Annotated in this window: 18 protein-coding genes and 1 pseudogene; all 19 read right to left on the minus strand. The window is 42.4% G+C overall.

Features of this window, described 5'->3' with window-relative positions; translation table 11 throughout:
* Positions 1-15: 15 nt before the first annotated feature.
* The gene (cpcD, locus tag AC6IZ0_RS14900) at positions 16-252 is read right to left on the minus strand and encodes a rod-capping linker protein CpcD (RefSeq protein ID WP_497723637.1); all 237 of its coding nucleotides are present in this window, start codon (positions 250-252) and stop codon (positions 16-18) included.
* Positions 253-290: 38 nt separating this feature from the next.
* Positions 291-1,151 (minus strand): phycobilisome linker polypeptide, encoded by an 861-nt coding sequence (locus tag AC6IZ0_RS14905; protein ID WP_271733774.1) that lies wholly within the window; start codon positions 1,149-1,151, stop codon positions 291-293.
* A gap of 186 nt (positions 1,152-1,337) precedes the next feature.
* Positions 1,338-1,829: a C-phycocyanin subunit alpha gene (cpcA, locus tag AC6IZ0_RS14910; protein WP_271733773.1), complete on the minus strand. Its 492-nt coding sequence runs from the start codon at positions 1,827-1,829 to the stop codon at positions 1,338-1,340.
* A gap of 59 nt (positions 1,830-1,888) precedes the next feature.
* Entirely contained in the window at positions 1,889-2,410 is a 522-nt protein-coding gene (cpcB, locus tag AC6IZ0_RS14915) for a C-phycocyanin subunit beta (RefSeq protein ID WP_271733772.1), read from the minus strand.
* A gap of 629 nt (positions 2,411-3,039) precedes the next feature.
* Positions 3,040-3,969, minus strand: coding sequence for an RluA family pseudouridine synthase (locus AC6IZ0_RS14920; RefSeq protein ID WP_497723639.1), 930 nt, complete (start codon positions 3,967-3,969; stop codon positions 3,040-3,042).
* Between the two features lie 367 nt (positions 3,970-4,336).
* The gene (locus AC6IZ0_RS14925) at positions 4,337-4,546 is read right to left on the minus strand and encodes a hypothetical protein (protein WP_497723640.1); all 210 of its coding nucleotides are present in this window, start codon (positions 4,544-4,546) and stop codon (positions 4,337-4,339) included.
* A 150-nt stretch (positions 4,547-4,696) separates the two neighbouring features.
* Entirely contained in the window at positions 4,697-5,446 is a 750-nt protein-coding gene (locus tag AC6IZ0_RS14930; RefSeq protein ID WP_271733768.1) for a class I SAM-dependent methyltransferase, read from the minus strand.
* A gap of 21 nt (positions 5,447-5,467) precedes the next feature.
* Positions 5,468-6,673 carry an FAD-dependent oxidoreductase gene (locus tag AC6IZ0_RS14935; RefSeq protein ID WP_497723642.1) on the minus strand — a complete coding sequence of 402 codons (1,206 nt, stop codon included), beginning with the start codon at positions 6,671-6,673 and terminating at the stop codon, positions 5,468-5,470.
* An 11-nt stretch (positions 6,674-6,684) separates the two neighbouring features.
* Positions 6,685-9,537, minus strand: coding sequence for an ATP-binding protein (locus AC6IZ0_RS14940; protein WP_497723645.1), 2,853 nt, complete (start codon positions 9,535-9,537; stop codon positions 6,685-6,687).
* A gap of 101 nt (positions 9,538-9,638) precedes the next feature.
* Positions 9,639-9,884, minus strand: a complete 246-nt coding sequence (locus AC6IZ0_RS14945; RefSeq protein WP_497723646.1) for a hypothetical protein — start codon at positions 9,882-9,884, stop codon at positions 9,639-9,641.
* A 671-nt stretch (positions 9,885-10,555) separates the two neighbouring features.
* Complete coding sequence (locus tag AC6IZ0_RS14950; protein ID WP_497723648.1) at positions 10,556-13,585, minus strand: DUF1156 domain-containing protein; 3,030 nt, start codon at positions 13,583-13,585, stop codon at positions 10,556-10,558.
* 40 nt (positions 13,586-13,625) lie between these two features.
* Positions 13,626-14,237: a Uma2 family endonuclease gene (locus AC6IZ0_RS14955; RefSeq protein ID WP_497723650.1), complete on the minus strand. Its 612-nt coding sequence runs from the start codon at positions 14,235-14,237 to the stop codon at positions 13,626-13,628.
* Between the two features lie 127 nt (positions 14,238-14,364).
* Positions 14,365-14,775, minus strand: a complete 411-nt coding sequence (locus AC6IZ0_RS14960; protein ID WP_200988281.1) for a type II toxin-antitoxin system VapC family toxin — start codon at positions 14,773-14,775, stop codon at positions 14,365-14,367.
* A complete protein-coding gene (locus tag AC6IZ0_RS14965; RefSeq protein ID WP_497723651.1) occupies positions 14,772-15,044 on the minus strand; it encodes a hypothetical protein in 273 nt (90 codons plus the stop codon). Before AC6IZ0_RS14965 ends, AC6IZ0_RS14960 begins: the two co-directional genes overlap by 4 nt.
* Positions 15,045-15,172: 128 nt before the next feature.
* Positions 15,173-18,616, minus strand: coding sequence for a helicase-related protein (locus tag AC6IZ0_RS14970; protein ID WP_497723653.1), 3,444 nt, complete (start codon positions 18,614-18,616; stop codon positions 15,173-15,175).
* Positions 18,617-18,857: 241 nt separating this feature from the next.
* A complete protein-coding gene (locus AC6IZ0_RS14975; RefSeq protein WP_497723655.1) occupies positions 18,858-19,427 on the minus strand; it encodes a Uma2 family endonuclease in 570 nt (189 codons plus the stop codon).
* A gap of 29 nt (positions 19,428-19,456) precedes the next feature.
* Positions 19,457-20,217: pseudogene (gene cobA / locus AC6IZ0_RS14980) on the minus strand (uroporphyrinogen-III C-methyltransferase).
* Positions 20,214-20,927, minus strand: coding sequence for a sirohydrochlorin chelatase (locus AC6IZ0_RS14985; protein WP_497723656.1), 714 nt, complete (start codon positions 20,925-20,927; stop codon positions 20,214-20,216). The pseudogene cobA and the gene AC6IZ0_RS14985 overlap by 4 nt, the downstream one beginning before the upstream one ends.
* A 33-nt stretch (positions 20,928-20,960) precedes the next feature.
* Positions 20,961-21,341 carry a DUF4359 domain-containing protein gene (locus AC6IZ0_RS14990; RefSeq protein WP_497723657.1) on the minus strand — a complete coding sequence of 127 codons (381 nt, stop codon included), beginning with the start codon at positions 21,339-21,341 and terminating at the stop codon, positions 20,961-20,963.
* Between the last annotated feature and the right edge of the window lie 89 nt (positions 21,342-21,430).

Below are 21,430 nucleotides of genomic sequence, written 5' to 3' on the forward strand. Positions count from 1 at the left end.
GCCAGGATATTAGTTTTATATGGCGCTCAATGGGGAAATATTGATGATTTTGCCACCTAGGCGGTTAATCCGTTGCATTTCTTCATTCATCCGACTGTATGGCACTGTGATAAACACACTACCACTGCGACGGATATCGAATTTATTCTTGTCAGTTTCTGCGTTTTGGCGCAAGCCTACAACTTCATAACGAAATACTCGGCTGGCCGATGAAGAAACGCTACCGCCCCCAAGTGTGGTTTGACCGAACATTACTGCTATATCTCCTGTACGATGTGAGTAACCCTACCTTAAGCTGAGGTGATGCTGACAATTTTGCCGCCTTGTCGGTGGATTTGCTGAATCTTGTCAGAAAGTCGCTCGTAAGGTACGATAATTGCTGTACTGCTCCGTCTAATACTGGGATAACCAGGGCCACGGATTGCTGTTACTTCAATGCGGTAGACGCGATCGCCCGTACCCACTGCATTTCCTAAAGCCTTTTTGGGAGCTACATCTGAAGCAGCACGGAAATTCCAGTTATCGTTGCTGCCTGATGGCCCTACAATTGAAGAGGCTTTATTGCTAGCTAAATCCTGGGCTAAACGGGATTTAGCACCTTCTACCTGAGCGCGATCGCTGTTGGCATAACCCCGGTATAAGCGGAATAGACGGGTAAAGCCTACTGTTTTTTGCCCTGGTTGGGTTTCAAACCCACGATAATATGGGACAATATGATCACCGAAGTTATTTTGGTACTCTGGTGAGTCAATGTAGGAGTCAATTTCCGCGTCGTAGCCTTGGCTCTGGTACAAATCTAAGTGGTAAGCCACCTCTGATTCATCATAGGGGGCGCGACCCAGGAGATGTTTGTAGTTAAGTTCGATTAACCTGGTTTGGAAATTGGGATAAAAAAACTTAGTTTTGTAGAGTTCTGACTTGGCAACGCTGCGGACAAACTCCCGCACTGTCAGGTTACCATCTCGCAGGAGTGATTCAGCGCTTACCAGACGTTCCGACGCCATCAAATAGTCGTTACCCAAAACCTGCCGATAAACAGCCCGGATTACAACTTCAACTTCATCTTTGCTGGCATTGGGGCGCAGTTCTAATCGAGGTGCATCACTAAAAGGCTCTGTTCCTAGCCTGGATGCTGCTGCTGTAATTGCCATTTTGCTTCACCTGTTGATTTGCATTTCGGCTATTTTTACCGAGTGCCGAGTTTACTAAAGCTTTCCAATAAAACTTTGCCCGGAGCCAGATCCAACTGCTAGATGAGTCAGAACGGTTTTTTGGTTAACCTCAAAGCGTGACTCACTCCATCCAGAAATTGCATCCTTCCCCGGGCAAGAGACTATCTAGCTTAATGCGTTGATAGCATAGTCAAAGTAGGTATTAGCTTCGTTAGCAGCTTGTCCACTCAAACCATGATTAGCTTTCATGTATTTGATTGCTTCAACGTACCAGCTGGGGGACAAATCAAAGGAGCTGTTGATTTCAGCCAAGCCAGCAATCAAAAACTCATCCATGGGTCCAGTACCACCAGCAACTAAGCTGTAAGTAACAATGCGTAGGTAGTGACCGACATCACGAGCGCACTTAGCCTTACCACGGCTGTCAGCAGCAAACTGAGGCCCTGGTGTTTGGGTGGTGTAGGGGAATTTTTGGTATACAGCTTGGGTAGCACCATCAATCAAGCTTTGGGCGTTAGAGGTCAACGCGCGAGCCGCTTCCATGCTAGCAATAGCACGAACATAACGACCGTTAACTGCTTGTAGTTCGGTGTTGCTTAAGAAACGTCCTTGGGTATCCGCAGATGCGATCGCTTCGGTAATTGGTGTTTTAACCATCTTCTAAAATCTCCTTCGTATTTCGTAAATTTTTTTGGTACTGGAATTTCTCAGTGATATTAAGCAACAGCTGCCGCAGCACGGTCAAAGTAGCTAGCTACTTCAGAGATCAACTGGCTGCAATCACCTTTGGTGATCCCGTTGGGATCGTTAGCCACAGCTACAGCAGCATCTTTCATCTTTTGCACGCCAACAGCCACAGAAGATCCAGGAGTTCCCAGAGCTTGGTAGGTTTCGCGCAAACCATTCAAGCAGCGATCATCAAGAACACTAGCATCACCGGCTAAAATTGCGTAGGTGACGTAACGCAAGATAATTTCCATGTCACGCAAGCAAGCAGCCATGCGACGGTTGGTGTAAGCGTTACCACCAGGAGCAATCAATTGGGGTTGTTCTTCAAACAAAGAACGAGCTGCGTTGGTCACAATAGCTGAAGCGTTGCTGGTGATGCGGTTAACAACGTCTAAACGCTTGTTGCCTTCTTTAACTACGTTGGTTAAAGCGTCTAGTTGCTCGTTGCTCAAAAACTCGCCTCTGGAGTCAGCTTGAGAAACTACCTTGGTAAATACGTCTAATGTCATGGACTTTAATCTCCTAATTCCTTAGTTCTGAGATGTCTAGATTAAAACTGGCAATGTTTTATCACTTTGGGGATGGTTGACAACAGACCCGATAGCAAACTGCTTGTTTTGATTTGTCTGTTTCTTCCCTCAATACTAGATTAACAAGTATTTATGAGAATCTGGGTTAATTTTATGAGAAACCCGCAAATTTGAATCAACTCATTGCTTGGTTTGACTTTGGTCTGTTATTTCCACCCCTCAGAATATGTTTATACAATGCTATAGATTCTTTATTTGTTACAAATTATGAATAAATAAGATGCGGGAATAAGAACACCCTCAAATCCTTTACATACAAGCAATCTAACTGAGTAAATGGGAAATTTTTCGCAACATTACTTCATATTTCCCCCTCCTAGCCCAAGAAATCATCAATTTTATATTTTCTTAATTATTGCAGAATGCAAGTAAATACAGGAGATTGGTCGTTTTGTCTGTAATTCGAGGGTATGGTGTTTTTATTAAGAGTTGTTAATTTGAACTTGGGAAAATTTACCATAACTGGCTAAAATTCATCTGTCCAAGGTAAAAAACAGCGGAAAAGTTTACAAATCTCAATATTGAGGAGGGGGGAGAGTGTCTAAACTTCAGGACTCTACTCGTCGGCGGAGAATTTGCACTAAGGTATTAAATGTCGCCGGGGGGGTAGCGGTGACCGAGATCCACTCCTGAGAAACTGGATGTTGTAACTTGAGTAGCCAAGCGTGGAGTGCTTGACCGGGTAAGTTAACGCCCAGAGAACGACCAGAACCATAAACTGGGTCGCCGACAATGGGATGACCTATCTGAGCGCTATGGACACGAATTTGATGGGTGCGCCCGGTTTCTAACTGAAAATGGATTAATGTATAGTTACCCAAGCGTTCTGCTACCTGCCAATGAGTGATAGCAGACCTACCGCCTTTTTCTATGGGGACAACGGCCATTTTCTTTCTATCTTGGGGGTGGCGACCAATGGGGAGGTCTATCATACCATCAGCGGTTTTGGGCGCGCCGTAAACTACACCTAAATATGAGCGCCGTGCAGTTTTAGCCTGGAGTTGTCCTTGCAGGCTATGATAGGCTATGTCAGTTTTGGCGATCGCGATCGCCCCTGTGGTATCCTTATCTAAGCGATGGACAATTCCCGGACGTTGAACGCCGCCAATTCCAGGGAGATGGGGACAATGTGCTAACAAAGCATTCACCAGAGTACCATCAGGATGACCGGGAGCGGGATGGACAACTAAACCAGCGGGTTTATTCAGGATCAGTAATTGGTCATCTTCATAGAGGATGTCCAAGGGTATATCTTGGGCTTGTAGTTCTAGAGGGGTAACTTCTGGTATTTTTATACTAATGCGATCGCCTGGTTTCACAGGAATTTTTTTAGTTGTGCATACCTGATGATTGAGTTTTACATTACCCTCGACAATTAGTTGCTGGATGCGAGAACGGGATAACTCTGGTAATTCTTGGGACACATAGCGGTCAAGGCGTTCCCCTGCTGTTTCGACTTCTAAATTAAATGCGATCACAATTGTTCATCTGAAACTATGAGATAAATTCCCCTAGAATGTATTGTTCATGCTATTGGTGGAATTGAAGACCATATTAAGGTAATTTTTATTCCCCTTAAATTATCTATTGCCGAATGTGTGAAAATGTGAAAGGGAACTAGCGGTTATTATTACAAAGATTCATTGCCAAACTTACCACAAAAATCAGGGAACAGATTTAGAACAACCTTCACCCCACAGGAAAACACCATAATCACCAAACACAAAACCAGTCGGTTTTTAACCGACTTAAGCTTTCAGACAGGGAATTAATTCCCTGTCTCCGGTGTGGATAACTATCGCCAAAACATCCCCTCTAGGGTAGGGATTCTGGGACAAAACAGCTTTATTGGGGGCTAGTTTTCCACTTGGTTGCTAGTCTCACAGCCCATATACTTAGTGCAGATGCACAGATAACTGCCAACCATGACCCCCAAAAAGGAAAGGTAACTGTACCAACGGCAATTGACCAGTGATTAACCAGTCGGATAAAATGTGATATTGCTACTAAGGCAAAAATCACTGCGGAAGTTAACAGATATGCTTTACTAATCATTTCCAGCCTCCCTTTGATTTTACTTAGGGATTGTGGCCTTTTAATTACAAGCCATGCTTTTATTGTGCATATAATCAAGGGGTTTGATTGGGAAATCAGCATATTTGCAACAAATATTCACAGTCCCACAGATAGAAGCCTGTGGAAATGTCAAGAATTTTGCATTACGTAAAACACGTAACCGTAATATTCCGAATACTGGCGATAAAATTCAATCTCCATTTTTTCCATTTCGATTACTTCCATAGCCTCCAAATCATCTAAATATTCATTTTGTAAAACCTGTAGTTTTCTTTCTAAAGGTTCATAGTAGTTCCACCAGGCTGACTGTGGTAAGACGAAGTAATCTATGATTTTATAGCCAGTATTGGCGATGATGTTTAAATTACCAGCAACATCATTCATGGGTGGATAGGCCTGATCCCAAAAGTCCTTTAATGCTTTTGGTGGGTCTGGTCGCAGCCATGTCAATTCTGAAGCTGCTAAATAACCTTTATTTTTCAGGAAAACTTGCCATTGCCTTAATCCTGTTTCAAATCCAATAATATATATTGAACCTTCCGCCCAAATAACATCAAAAGTTTCCGGGGGGAAATCAAGATTAAACATATCAGCTTGGACTACAGTGATTTTTTTTGATAATCCTTGATTGATTACCCTTTGTTTGAGTTCTTCCACATAAACATCATGATTATCGATCGCCATAATTTCCCCATTGGTCAGATGGGCTAAATCCACAGTTTGCGCACCTGGTCCACAACCAATATCTAGAATTTGCGGATGTGGCGGTAAATCAACCATCTTGACAAAAGCACTTTGAGTATAGAGATAATCACCCGGCCCTTCCCTGGGTAAACCTTGATGGATTTGAAAAAATACCTGTTGCTGTTTATTATTCATGTTTAATTAGATATGGAAAAACTAGACCTTTAAATATACTTCGGTGATTCCGTCGCGCATTTTCATTTGTCGCCTTAACCACAACTTCTTGACTATTGTACCTATGAATGGGGTTTGCACCAAGAGCGATCGCAATAGAGCATACTTGCGCAATTTCTCCCCCTGGGCTGCTTCTTGTAACTGGAGTTGCTGGATGCCGATAATTTCCGGCTGGCGTTCTGCCTGAATCTGTGATAAAATTAGATCAATCTGATTATGATCGGCATTTCCTTGTAATAATGGCACTAAATAATTAGCCGCAACAATCACATCACGTAATGCTACATTGATACCCTGAGCGCGCACAGGGGACATAGGATGAGCCGCATCACCCAGCAACAGTAACCCTGGTATATGCCACTGGGGACAACTCCCCACCACCACAGATAGTTTTATAGGGGATGTAATACTTGCACTGTGTTGGCGAAAATGTTCTGCTAACCATGGGGGAGATAGGGAGGCGAAAACCTCCGCCCATGGCTGTTTATAGTCTGTGGGTTCATTGGGGGATATTACCCAGCCTAAATGTAATTTATCGGACTCTGCACCATGGAAAATGCTAAATATGCGATCGCCATTAACAATAGTGCGAAACACATTATCAGCAGCAAATTCAGCACTAGCAGCTAATTTAAACCAGAGAATATCTATATTTTTCGGCTGACATACTAATTTTAGTCCCGCACATTGGCGGACAATGGAGTTACGACCATCAGCGCCAATGACTAAATCACCAGTCAGTTGTCTTCCATCACTGAGTATAACACCGGTAACCCGTTGGTGATCTCTGCATAAATCTTTGACAGCCACACCCGGTATAAATTCAAAGTTATCATAGGTTTGAGCTTCCCTCATCAAAGCTTGGAGTAAGGGAGGTTGGGAAACTAATGTACAGGGTTGCTGTGACCCCATGGGTTCCTCTACCCGGAATAACTGTTTACCCCCAAGAATGAACTCCCAGGCCTTGAGGGGTCGATGGGGAATCTGTTGTATTAATTCTAATAGTCCCATTTGGGCGATCGCATCTAAGCCACTAGGCATTAAACCCTCACCGCGAAATACTCGCCCAAAGTCTTTTGCAGCTTCTATGAGCGTGACTGTAATACCGCGTTTTACCAGGAGGACTGCTAGACTAGCGCCTGTTGGTCCTGCGCCCACAATTATAACTTTAACTTTAACTTTTGCCATTAATTTACGGTTCACCCTCCCATAGTCATATCAGTTTCAATATGTTGATCTAAACCTAACTCAGCTAGTGCAACTTGGGTTTCTTGGATTTTTTCCGGTGTCAATTCTCCCTCGACTACAAACTCTACTTTTAATCTCAATTTCAAATTTGGATCAGCAGCAAATTTACTAATTGCTTTAGTATAAAAACTCATATATTTCCCGTTGGGAACTTCACCACTCCACTTTAATAATCTTGGTAATACAACTGGTGCAGCGGCTATTGTTTCCGGCTCCTCCTTGGATGATTTTGTATTATTGCTTACATAGGGTACAGGAGCTTCCGCCACAGTATTGGTGAGACTGGTCGTATTAACTGGGGTATTGGTAGTAGGTTCCGGGGTTGGTGTTGATGGGTTTTCAGCAACAGCTAAGGCTGCTTGATAACCTTGGGCTGTTTCTGTGGTAATAATAAACATATCCTCGGAAATTTCCACATCCCTAGGGTTCAAGCTGGTTTGATAGTGGAAAGGGTCGTAAATACCATTGTTGGTTTTACCCACATAGGCTAAAGTCCCATTTTCAACCCCACGGGCGATCGCATCTTTGACAGCATCACTATTTAACAATCGGGGAAATAGTGGCGAAGCAAAAAAAGCATCCCGGACAGCTTTAGTACTCCATTCTGTGAAAGCTGGAGGCCAATTTCTGACTAAAAAGCCGGGATTGATACTATCAGTCACATGGTCACTTTGACGTAACTTATTAATAATTAACTTAACTAGTTTATCCCCTTGACTAGAGTTAAACTGTCCCAAATCATTGCACTTGATTTCGTTATTTTTATCTAAAAAAGCCACATGCTTATAAGCATTCCACACACACTCTTTTAAATTCACCTCGCATTTTTTGAGATTTTCTTGTAACTGACGGGTTTGATTTTCATCTAATTGTGTCTCCTCGTCCCGTATATCCTCCCAAGCGAGAATCTTTCTGGCCTCTTCTCGCATTTTCCCATCACTATCCGCGATCGCCCAAATGATCCCACTCTTAAAGGTTCTATGGGATGTTCCACATTCCTTAGTCATGGATTTCACCATTTCCATGGTTTGGCTATTTTGCCGAGAATACTCTGGTGCTAATATAACTAAACGTAAAACAGGACTATTGGCGATCGCGGCGGAACTTTCGGGAAACTGCACTAACTCTATACCCAATTCCGGGGTAAACACCTTTTTAATTTCTGCTTTTACCCTGTCAGTAATTCGGGAAGCTTGAATATTAGCGCGACGGTCGGCGAGAATTTTATTTAAATTAGGTGAGAGACTAAAAGAATACCTATTTTTTTCTATTGACAGATAATAACAACTGGTCGCCAGAGTTTCCAGCACAGTTTCCACATTACCAATATCTAAAGATGGTTCTGCCACGGCTAACCGAATTTCTGGTATAGTAGACTCACTGCGTACAATCCCACCATTAGACTCAAAAAATATCGTGGTTGTTACCTTCTGGTGTAGTCGTGCTTTTTTAATTTGCTGATCAGCTTCTGCATCCAAGCGCACCCCATGGGAATCTTTGCGTCCGCAAATATCTGTAGTCACAACACCTTCTAATCTAGTTTCCCCTAATTGTCCCAACAGTGCTGTACGGAAATTTAGGTCATCCAGGGGAGCAGTACCTAAACTAATTAACGCGTCACGGTGTGCGCCTTGATATCCTTTTTGATAAGCATGAGATACCCACAAAGCTAGGAGTCTTAAAATTCCCCTAGTGCGTTGGAACCGGGGTAAAACTTGCCATTTACGCTCAAATACTGATAATACACAAGGGTGAAAAGGATAGGTAGCAGAAAAAGCATCTCGCGGAGCATCTACGGGAAACCAGCTAGGTAATTGTTGACGGTGGTCTAATACCCAATCAGCATATTCATTACAAGTATTCACCGCATCCTTGGGTAAGATAACTCTACCATCCGTAGTTACAGCCCCAGCATCCCACTCAAACAATCTTCTTCTAATAATTTCCGAGGTTTCCCCAGCTGCTGACATCATGATAGGTTTACCCACCCTATCCAGCATTTTCTTAAATCTTTGTTGGTCTCCCTCATCGTCAGCGGTGTATTCCATTTCTGAAGCGGGAATAGAAACCACTAAGACCACATTATCTAAACTTCTGGCAGTTTCCGACAATGCTTGAATAAAATTGTATAAGCTGTTATGATAACCCTTACGACGGTAGGTACTAACATAATTGAGAATTTCATCCATTAAAATCAAACAAGGTTGATTCTTAGGCAGAAATTGTTTAATCACATCCCCCTTGGGTTCGATAAATTCCCTTTCGTGTTCTGCTAATATAGCTAGTGCAGACTCACCACCTAATTGATAGGCAATTTCTCCCCATGGAGTTTTCCGTAATGGTGTACCGTCCTGGCCACCACGTCCATTAATAGAATCAAATTCAGTCCCCACAAATACAGCTACTGCTGCTGGGGGAACGGAGGGTACACCCGCTACTTCTAATATCTTTTTTACCCCAGTCCAATGTGCCGCATCAGCCCCACCACAAGCCAGGTGATATAATAAGGTGAGGGCGTGGGTTTTACCGCCACCGAATTGGGTAGAAAGGTTGAAAACAGCAGAGGTTTGGGTTTTTTCCCCAGATAAACGCCGCACCACTTGGGCGGCAAATTCAGTTAAATATTTAGTTAAATAGGTACGGTCAAAGAATCTAGCTGGTTGTTGATAATCATCAGGTGCTGTTTTATTCCTCACCTGGTCTAAATGTACGGCAAATTCCGCCGCATCTAAAGGTTTACCTTCCCGTAGGTCTTCCCGGGGTGTAAGTCCATCGATTTTATACCAAGGTTTAATATTTGCCATAATTTTAGAAGTTGTTTTATAAGTTTTTCAGAGGGAGCAGGGGAGTAGGGAACGGGGAACAGGGAACCGAAAAAATCAAATCCAGTTCCCAAAAGTACGAATCATATCAGATTTTCTCCATACCCACCGCGACGTTCTGCTTTTTCCTGATCTGCTTCCTCTGCTGTTAATAGGGGTATACCAGAATCAATAATTTCTTGGCGAATTTTTCGTAATTTTTGACCCAATTTAGAACCGGATTTTTGGGTCGTTCTTTTCAGTTGCAGAGAATCAATAAATGCTAAAACTTTTTCTTGTTCATCCGTATTTAATGCTTGCCACTTATCCAGTAGTCTTTTTGTAGTCATAACTACTCCATATTTAATTGACATTTACAGTTTAAGAGCTTGTGGGTGTTTGAGAATTGATTTGCTCTATCAAATCCAGTTCCCTCCTTTTACAAGGAAAGGGTGAGGGTGGGGTCAAACAATATTTGATACACTAATCATAACTTACCCTGGCATTTTACCCCCTTAGTTCCTCTCAGAGGATATTTGATAAGTTTTCAACAGGTAATTTTTATCTGAGGGAACATTGTTGCCAAGATCCCCGACTTCTCACATCATCAGAGATGGTCTAGGATAATTTAGCTAGAAGTCGGGGATCTGTGTGACTGTGGGAGGGTGCAAGATCCCCGACTTCTCACATCATCAGAGATGGTCTAGGATAATTTAGCTAGAAGTCGGGGATCTGTGTGACTGTGGGAGGGTGCAAGATTCCCGACTTCTCACATCATCAGAGATGGTCTAGGATAATTTAGCTAGAAGTCGGGGATCTGTGTGACTGTGGGAGGGTGCAAGATCCCCGACTTCTCACATCATCAGAGATGGTCTAGGATAATTTAGCTAGAAGTCGGGGATCTGTGTGACTGTGGGAGGGTGCAAGATCCCCGACTTCTCACATCATCAGAGATGGTCTAGGATAATTTAGCTAGAAGTCGGGGATCTGTGTGACTGTGGGTGAGATTCACTCCATCCCCCTAAAACCCTAACCCTTTTTTCCTGGCTAATACCCCATCTACCCAGCGTTTTTCCTCCGAACTGCTGGGGTATAATGCCGATAAGGCTTGAGCCAGTCCCCAAAAACGGGAGTCATTACCGACACCTTCATCAACTAAAAAGCGCTTCAATGCTTGGCTGCGTCCCGATGCAAATAAAATCATAGTTTGGTGAACTTGATCTAAAGTAGTATTCCCTAACTGGGGTAATATTTGCTCTACTTCCTCCCCGCCATCTTCCTCCGTCATACCTATTTGGGGTAAAAAGTTCAGTTGTTGGGGTTGTTGCTTTTTCCCCTTAGCTTTACCTGTGGTTGGGGTTGGGGAATCTGCAGAAGCAAATAAATATTGTCTACGTTCAGATACTGGTAACAGTCGGGCGCTGCTACCTTTCACCTCTACTAACCGGGTTAATTGTTCTAACTTTACCCCCAGTCCTTGGGCTATTTTCCGCGCCGCGTCATACTCTAGGGTATAACCGCTGGTTTTACTGGTTTTACTGCTGGTTTCTTCCTCTTCTTCCTCCTCCTCCGGTTCTGTGGTATCAACTTTACCTGCGGAAAGAGTCCACAACCACATGGCTGTCAGGCGCGCATCTTCTTCAAAGCTGGTAGTATCGGTGTTAGAGAAAATCATACTTAGAGCTTCCCTTGATACCGCAGCCCACACATATTCTAAATATTCCTTCAGGGTGACAATTTCGCCAGAAGCCTTTTCTACCCCGGAGTAGCGAGAGAAGATTTCTAACGCTGGACCTAGACACGCAAAGATAGCATCAGCACCTACTACCCCTTCTGCTGCTAATCTCGCCATCCAGTCATGTATGCGTTGGGGGAGTTCTGCCAATACATCTCGCCAGTCGCCAATTTCTGTACAGGTGCGGGGACGACAGACTATATGGACTGAGGAAGCAAGAGCGGCGGAGTTTTGGGCGCGTAAACGATTACCCATTTCTGTATCTATAGGCCAGGAACCTGTCATAGTCCAACCTGCATCTACCATGGCTTGTAGTTGGGCTTCCCAACCAGCGGTTGATTTATGAGCAAAGACAATTACAGCTATACCTTCGGGTGCTAAAAATCGGTTTCCTTCCGCCATGGCTGTTTGCATTGTAGTTTCAAAGTAGGCTTGATCTTTGCCTTTGACTTCATCCACAATGCACTCATCATCTTTCGGAGTAAGTTGGGCTGTGAAAGATGTTCCCAGGGAAGGGGGTAAGGTGCGTTTTAGCCAAACATAGAAAAAGTCGGATAAGTCGGCATAGGGTACGGCATCATAATAAGGAGGGTCAGAAAATAAGCATTGAGCAAAATCATCTGGTAGGGGGTGACTCGCTGCGTTGGTCTGTTGAGTTTGTCCAGAACCAGATAAAAAAAGATTAGATTTACATACATCTAAAACCCATTGCAAAGTACCATCTAAACCACCTGTAGCACCTGAAAATGAGTTAGCTTCTGCAATATCCCAAACCATTGGTATTGCTTGTCTTGCAAAAAGTCCTTCTATGTTTTCTCGTGTTGTATGCCAACGTGATAAAGATGTTAATGTATTAGCTTGTTTATCAACAGCAAAAGCTAAACAAGTTTGCACAGCCTCAGCCAAACCCCTAGGACTATCTCCTAACTTATCCCCCACATCCTTAACCAACTTCACCAGTGTAGTTAAAGCTAAATTTTGCCGATGAGTAAATAAATCTTTAAACTGATCCATCCCATAATTTCGCTGAGAAAATGCCCTACCCGCACCACTTCCACCACCTTTAGGAGTAGGCTCATCAGGAATTAAACTCAAATCCCCAGAATGCTCCTTCACCCTCTTTTGTAACTCAACACCAGCCTTTACAACAGCCTCTAAATCCTGCTCATTAGGTAAGCGATAAAAACGCCCCTTCTGACCTTCCTTAGTGGTCACCACACAAAACAACCGCGCATCATTCGCCCCACCTTGACGGGCTTTTAACTGTTTCCGCACCGACGCGACAGGGGTAGTATAACCACAACAGGGACAAGTAACCGATCCCCTTTTCACCGTACCATCAAAACTAGGCTTGGTAACCTCTATTTCTGGATGATCAGCGACTACCCATTTATTTTTATCCTTCTGGATAATTTCAAAGTCTACCCGCTTGTGTTCCGGTTGGGGAATCATCCTTAAACCAATATTCCGGTTACTCTTTTTACACAAATACAAAGACCGCATTAACGGAACTTCCGCCCCACATCCTGGACCTTCACACACAATAGTCCGCGCCCATAAATAAGCAATGGGTGTACTACCATCAGCATCTTGGGGATAAAATTCAGCTAACTCTTTTTCCGCTTCCTCCTTTACCCACTGTCCCCACTGGCGCACCTCATCCGCTAATTTTTGCCCATACTTAGGGATATATTCCAACACCACCTTATTTAACAACACCGCCACGGGGTTAATATCAGATGCAAAAGCATCCGCACCCACCCGCAGAGCTTCTAAAGGTATGGAACCACCCCCAGCAAAAGGGTCTACCACTAACGGTTTAGTTCCTGGTATCCCCCCTAAAGCCTCGTGTGCTGCTTGGGTTAATTTACGACTAGTTTCTAAATAATCAGGCTGGGTAGAATTATCCCAGTTAGCAAAATCTGCAATAAAATCAAGTAACCTATATCTTAATATATTCCAATGTTGAGGGTTATTAGCATCTAACTGACTGTCTGGTTTAGCTAAAACCAGCCATTTAGCCCCAACTTCAGTAGAACAATATTTAAGTAACTTCTCATCTGTCCCTGCTTTCACAGCAAAATCTGTGATATAATCAGTAGCCAAATCGCGAAAAGACTGGGGACAGTTTACATCAACGGGGTCAGGCCATAACGCCGCACACATCACCGCCCGACAAGCCGCCAAAGGTCGCCGCGCCCACCAAATATGTAGGGTAGAAATATGTCCATGGCGGATTGATTTCTCTCTTCTAGCGTGGGCGGAAATGCGTTTAATAGGTAGGTCAACCTCAATCAGGCGTTTAGGGTATGGCATTATTTAGAGAATCCCCAGGATGTGAGCACACAGCAACCAACTATAAATCTATATTTTCAGTAAAATTAACTTTTTTATATAATTGCTGCACAGGCAATTGTAACTTAATTGTTGACAGATTTAACTGAGCATTTTCTGTTGTATACTCAGTCAAGATCCATTGATGGTCACCAGTCTTGACATACTGCATCACATAATATTGAGTCTGGTCAATTAAAATATATTCTTTCAACTCAGGAATTGAGCGATAATAGAGAAACTTATCCCCCTGGTCATAGTCTTTGGTAGATTTCGATAAAACTTCAGCAATTAATACAGGATTTGTCACTGTTGTCGTATTTGTGCTGTAATAAACAGGTTCACCCCCAATGACCATCACATCAGGATAGGTAAACTGTCTATACCGTGGTATCCACAACTTCACATCACCAATATAAACTTCATAGTTTAAATCATCTAAGGCTAAATTTAACCTAGTGGCAAGATTTAACGCCAATTTATGATGATTAGTAGTCCCCCCAGTCATCGCTATAATTTCCCCATCTCGAAATTCATTTTTATCATCAGCCTTTGCTTCTAGTTCTAAATATTCTTCTGGGGTATAGTAGGCTTTAAGGATTTTGATATTCTGGGTAGTAGTTTGTAATTTCATTGATTTATTCTGGATAAATTAGGTATAGCATAAAACAATCAAATCCAGTCCCCTCCCTTGACAAAGTGAGGGTGAGGGTGGGGTCAATCAACATTTGATACACTCATCATGACTTGACAAACATCCTTTAACGTAATAAAGAAATAAACCCAGCTTGTTCAAAATGTTTATCATAGGCAAGTGCTTCTAATATATTTTTTTCAGACATAATACAAAAGGATGTACAATCTGTCATACTCCATGCTTGATCTAGCCTTTGACTATACAACTCCAGCCCACGTTTAAAGAGGTTATCTGTTTGTATAACTACTTCAATCTCAGGATTATCAAAGCAGTAATTAATAAACTTAACCACCTTTTGTTTATAAAAAACACCTTTTGCAGAAAAAGCATTTAGTAATTCAGTAAATACCATCTCACTGGTCACCAGGTCAATATTATTGATACGATTTGCTATTTCTTTAGCTTTTTGATGTAAATCATCATCAGGATTGAGTAAAGCAATCCAATAGCCTGTATCAGCAAATATTTTTCTCATAATTCTTCTTTAGATGCACCATATAAATAGTGATCTAGATTTTTTGATAAATCCCTTGGTAGCTGTAGATTATCTGCTGTGGGTGTTTCAGAATTGATTTGATCTATGAAATTTAACAAAGATGGTAAATCAGAATTATGAGAATTATCTTGTTTCACTATTTCTTGATTTGACCGGTATTTAATAAATAACAGGAAGTCTAAAACTTCTTTGATTAAAATATCAGGTGTTTGAGATATTTCATTGATTAATCGTTCTCTTGCAGACATTTACTTTCTCCTTAAAACAGTGAAACATCGGAAACAATCAAATCCAGTCCCCTCCCTTGACAAAGGGAGGGTGAGGGTGGGTTCAAAGATATTTTCACCAAATCTCTGGCTTTAATCTTGCCCATATCCTATATAATATCTCCTAAAATCTCCTCTGCTTTTAAATGAAAATGCTCAATTTTAATTAAAGGTTCCCAACCCAATCTCACCGGGTTTTTAATAGTCACCACCCTAGGAGAAGACGCACAATTAAACACCACATATAACCAATAATCATGCTGTAATCTTTCCGCAGTTTTATATTCATTTGTCGTCAAGGCCACTGAGCCAATATTCCCCCGTCCCTTAACTTCAATAAACCTCACTTCACTAGCTTTTAAAGGATCGCCAGAGTCTGGTTGACGGGAGATTAAATCAAAACCCCGGTTTTCTGCTTCCACACTCACAACCTCCCAACCTCTAGCTTGTTCATATTCTATCACTGCTTGAATGGCAATTTTTTCAATTTGCTCATCAGCAACCATGGGCGCAACTTCTGGGGATGTTCTTTGGGGATGGGGTAATACCCGAGTCCGCCCATGATGATTAATACTAGTAATAGTACAACTGGCTTCTTTTTCCAATTCTTCCCGACGTTGTTCTAATCGACCATTTAACTCATCTAGTCGGTCTTCTAATTGTTTAATTCGCCCTTCTAATCCCTGTTCTTTAGAGCCAGATTCCTTAAGTTCAAACAACTCTGCATATTGAATCTGGACTTTATTTATAATCACATTCAGACTAATTTCTATATGCTGGGAAATTGTCTTGACTTCCTTTTGTCTTTGGGTGCGAATTTCTGCTAAAAAGCTATTTAATTCTTTTTCAACTAATGCTTGTTCTACCTGTTCGCGACTGGGTAAACTACTGTCATCTGGTATGGAATTAACCCAGTTACCATTGTCCTCACCTTCCCCACTGCTACTAGGTACTAAATCTAAAAATATGGTTGGTTGACGGATGGTGATTTTTCCATCTAACTCTGTCTGGACTACATATAAACGTTCATGGAGTTTATTACCCCGTCCATCACTAATAGCAGCGGAAAATACATCTAACCTCCCTGGGGTGTGACGATGTAAATCAAAAAATACCGCACCCCGGCGCAGGTCTTCCTGTACTTTGGTAGCAACTTCATCCCGCACACACTCAAATAGGGGATGTCCTGGGGTGACCCATTCTAATGTGGGGTCATTTGTCAATATCTGTTTATCAAAGGTAATCTTTTTATACTCTCGCCCCAATTTACCAAAGCGAGTTTCTAACTTATCTCCCGTTCCCCACAAGGTGCGCGGAACCCGCCCAACTCTATATATTTTCTTACCCTTCCCTGTTTCCTTGGGATGAATCCCCGTTATGGGTGCTGCTTCGACAAAGAAATCATGGATCACTTCGGGAACTAACCGCCGTTCCTTAGCTTCAGCAGATTTACTGATAATTTGTGATAAATTTAGTTCCCGTTTGGCTAATCCTTCCAGAGCAGAATCACTAATTTTACGGAAATGTTCTGTATCTACTTGTTCTAGAATCCGATTCAGAATTGCCCCCTGAGTCAGGTTATGGGCGTACATATCTCGCATCATCCGTTCTAACTCATTGGCGGGGAAAATATCACCCAGGACGTTAAATACTTTACCGGTTCTTTCCGGGTCTAAATCCCTTTCAATGGCGCGAATCCGCTCAAACAGCTTCCATAGTACGTTACCTTCCTTGGTATTAGTAGAGACAAAATTAAAAATTAAACAATCTTTTTCCTGTCCGTAGCGGTGAATACGTCCCATCCGCTGCTCTAACCTTACCGGATTCCAGGGGATATCATAATTAATCATGAACCAGCAGAATTGTAAATTAATTCCCTCCCCCGCTGCTTCCGTCGCAACCAGTACCTGACACTCTTCTTTAAATTTCCGTTCGGAATAAATGCGAGTGTTGGGTGTATCTCGATCGCCTATTTTCATTGTTCCATGAATTTGGGTCACCGATAAACCCCAAGCTTGTAATTTCCCCACTAGATAATCTAAGGTGTCCTTATGCTCAGTAAAAATGAGCATTTTCATCTTAGGGTCTTGAAAAATTCCCTCCTGGGTAATTACTTCTTTGAGTCTGACTAATTTAGATTCTACTTCCCGTTTTTCTAAGCTCAATGCTTGATGAATTAAAGCAGTTAATTGTAGGATTTCCTTTTGCAAAGCAATGGGGTCAATAGAAGCTACCACACCTTCTAAATCCCCCATAATTTTTTCCTGTTCTGTGTCTGTTAAATCATTAAAGTCATCGGGAAGCTTTTTCTTAATTTGTTCTTGACGATGGGCTTCTGGGTCTTCTAAAATTCTTTGGCGTTTATCGCGCATTCGTTCTAAACTGCGCCGCACAGCGTAAATACTAGAAGCAAAGCGACGTTGTAACATCGCCATGGTAAAACCTAATGCTCTACCTTTAGCTGTATCATCGGTTGCAGCTTTGATTGATTGGTCTTCTACATAGTCTGTTAGTGCATGATAAAAATCTAATTCGTCGTCGTCAATTTCAAACTCAATGGTATCAACTTTGCGATTAGTGAATAATTTTTTGACAATACCGGTTTCTGCATCGGGAAATGTTTTTAAAGATTCTTTGGTACGACGCAGGTAAAAAGGAGCATGATTTTGATTAATTGCAGCTTGTAAACTTTGCACATCCCCATACACATCTCTATCTAATAATTCTAGGAATAAACAAAAGTTTTTCTGGTCGCCCTTATGGGGGGTAGCGGTCATTAATAAATAGTGGTCGGTAATTTGGGAAAGTTCTTCACCCAGTTTATAGGCTAAGGTTTTCTTATCGGAACTGTAAGCACTCATTTTATGTGCTTCATCCACTATAATTAAATCCCAGTTACTTCTTAATAAACTATCTTTCGCATCTTGAATGCGAGAAACCCAAGATACAGAAGTGATCACTTGACTTTTTTCTTGCCAAGGATTAGAACCATAATTAGCCCGCAGGACATCACCCCGGATCACCTCAAATTCTTCGCGAAATTTGTCTTTTAGTTCTCGTTGCCATTGAAATGTCAGGTTGGCGGGTGTAATAATTAGGGTACGTTTCGCCAGTCCCCTAGCTTTTAATTCTTTCAGCAGCAACCCCGCCATAATGGTTTTACCCGCTCCGGGGTCATCAGCCAGTAAAAACCGCAACCTTGGCTGTTTTAAAAAATACTCATAAACCGCCTCTAATTGATGGGGGAGGGGGTCTACCCGGGCGATCGCCAAGGCAAAATAGGGATCATATTCGTAAGCTAACCCCAAACGCAGAGCTTCCACACCGAACCGAAAATACTGGGGGTTACCATCAAAGGGTTCTTTTTCCGGTGTAGCTTGTAACTGTTCCAACTGTTCAGCGTTGAGTATGGGTTGATAAACCTGATTAGTTTTGAGTCCTTTACCCGTGAGTTTAACTGCTGTCCCCATTGGTTCCACCAACAATACCTGTACTGGTTCTGGAAAAATGGAACCACGTACAATCACATTCCTTTGTAGTTGGTCAATTTTCATGGGGTTACCTCTGAATACTCAGTAGTATATCTGTTACCAGCACTTGACTGATTATATAAGTATAAGCATATTTATATAAACTTCAGGTAAACTTTATAGTTAAAATTGTTGTACTTAAAGGTCATAAAACTTAATAAATTAACTAAATATTTTTACATAAAACAACTTCTTAGGGTAGGTAAAAAAGCCGACCCCTCCCTAACCCTCCCCTGATAAGAGGAGGGGACTGGATTTTCTGGTTTCAGGATGAGCGCTGATTAATTTTCAACCAGGTAAAAACTTGCTGTGATGTCAGGTTTAAATCGACTCCTGCTAAAACTTGCACAGGGGAAGCTCCTCTACAAATCTGAGGTTGTTGGTCTGGGGTCAAAATCAGCACAGAATAATCATCTGGATCAACCATCCACCCCAACTGACAACCATGTTTTAAACAATACAAAAGATTATCAATCACCCGATTCGCCTTCTGATCAGGTGAAAGAATTTCAATAGACCAATCAGGGGGTGCTGTAAAATTATCCTCAGGCTCTCCCACTTCGTTGACTGCAATTCGCGCCCAAGCAATTACAGCGATATCAGGAACAATAGATCGCCCAGCGAAAGTACAGCGCAGTTCAGGTAAAGCCGTATATACTTGGCTATGACTATCAATTTCAGTTAACAGGCGCTTTTGTAAAAGAGAGTGGCGAGTTTTTGGCATTGGTTTTTGCATAGCTACCCCGTCCATGTATTCCCATGCTGGGGATTCCTCTACACAGGGAAGCTTCAGAAATCCATCAATTGTCAGAGTTTGGGGGGAAAAGGTAGTCATGGTTTGGGGACTCGGCTTTTACTGTAGAATTACACAGGAGAGCAGCCAGATAAAATACTGTGCATATTGACAACTGCACCAATCACAGCGATCGCGGGGGCGGTAAATCCAGAGGCTGTAACTTGGGCAATAATAGTTTCTAGGGTTCCAATCAATTCCTCTTGTTCTGGTCGTGTACCCCAACGCACTAAAGCAATAGGTGTTGCTAAATCTAGCCCAGCCTGGCTTAATTGTTCCACAATATAAGGCAGATTCTGAACCCCCATGTAAATCACAATAGTTTGTGAACCTTGGGCGATCGCCTGCCAGTTTACTTGTGGTTTATACTGATTTACAGCCTCATGTCCAGTTACAAAAGTCACAGAAGAACTATATAACCTATGGGTTAAAGGTATACCAGCATAGGCAGGAGCCGCCACCCCAGATGTAATACCCGGCACAACCTCCACAGGTATACCAGCAGCGACTAAATCCGCCATTTCTTCCCCCCCGCGACCGAAGATAAAAGGGTCACCGCCCTTGAGTCGCACTACTAGGGGGTATTCTTGGGCTTTGGTAATTAATAACTGGGTGGTTTCTGACTGTAATAACGAATGTCTCCCCATGCGCTTACCCGCGTTAATTTTTTCCGCTTGGGGGTTAATCATCCCCAAAATCTCTGGACTAACCAAAGCATCATAAATCACCACATCAGCAGATTCTAATAAACCCTTACCCTTGAGGGTCATTAGTCCTGGGTCTCCTGCCCCGCACCTAATAAATAAACCTTACCCGTCACCGTGCGGCTCATGTATCTATTAAATCCCCAATTATCTCAGCTAATTCTGGACTTGCTCCCAAAGGCGCAGCCAGTTGGAAAGTCACAGTAGGAAATTGTAATTTTAGCCTTTCTAGGGACACAGCGATCGCATCAGTTATACCACCTGTAAATAAAAAGTAGGGTAAAATTGCCACTTTTGTTTGTCCTGTAGCCACTAAATCCTGGATACGTGATTCTAAACTAGGCGCTACAGCCCAATAAGCAGTAACTGCACCCAACTGGCCCGCTATAGTTTCTATAGGCTCCAGGGAACCAGGACGACGGCTACCATGAGCTAATAAAATTGTAGTTTGGGCTTCCATTGTAGCCACTTCCTGGGATAGTAAGGTCACTAAATTCCGGTGACTACCTAAATGGCGGTGTTGACGAATAATTATATCTTTCCCCAGAGCCTCTTGTGCCAAAGCAATCTGCTCCGGAATATCCGCCATTACATGGACACCCGGTAACAGAAACAGTGGTACAATTTCTAAAGACTTAACCCCATCCAAAAAAGCAATACTAGCAAAGTCTTTAATCTGCTGATATAAAGGCTGGGGTTGTAATTCCAGAGCAGCTATACCTACCAAGTCTTTACCATGACCCAATTGAGCAGATACGAGCTCTGCTAATTGCTCCATAGCCACTTGGGGGCGGGGGTCACGGCTACCATGTGATACCAGTAAATATGCAGATTTCATAATCATCAAATAACTGTTTGGCAGTATATCAGCTTATTGCTTCTTAGCACTATAGGTATAGAAGTTATCAAAAGCTCCTACAGTTTCAAATTTATACAACGGTATCCAGGAACTGAGTTTTAAATCAGTCCGGTAAACACTAAAAATGATGAAATCCTGCTTTTGGGTACTCCGCGCCAGGATATCACGCATTTGAGGAATGGTTTGATCTACGAGGTTGTCACATTGAGACTTGATTAAATTTTCTAAAAAATTGCCCGTTTTCTGGCAAACGTCCCCTTTTAAATATTCTGTTAGCCGTTGTGTCGCATAATCTTCATATTCAGCCTGGGAAGGATTGGTCATAGCCATTGCTACCCCCAAGGCTACTAGTCCTATGGCTCCGGAATATGCGATAGTTGTCAGTGCTTTCATGGTTTCTGGCTTAAACTCACTATAGTTATCCGACTGGAATTTGAGAAAATCCGCCACTGGAAAAAAAGGTCTTGATCATTTTCTGATTA

The organism is Anabaenopsis sp. NIES-4685 (assembly GCF_059725405.1).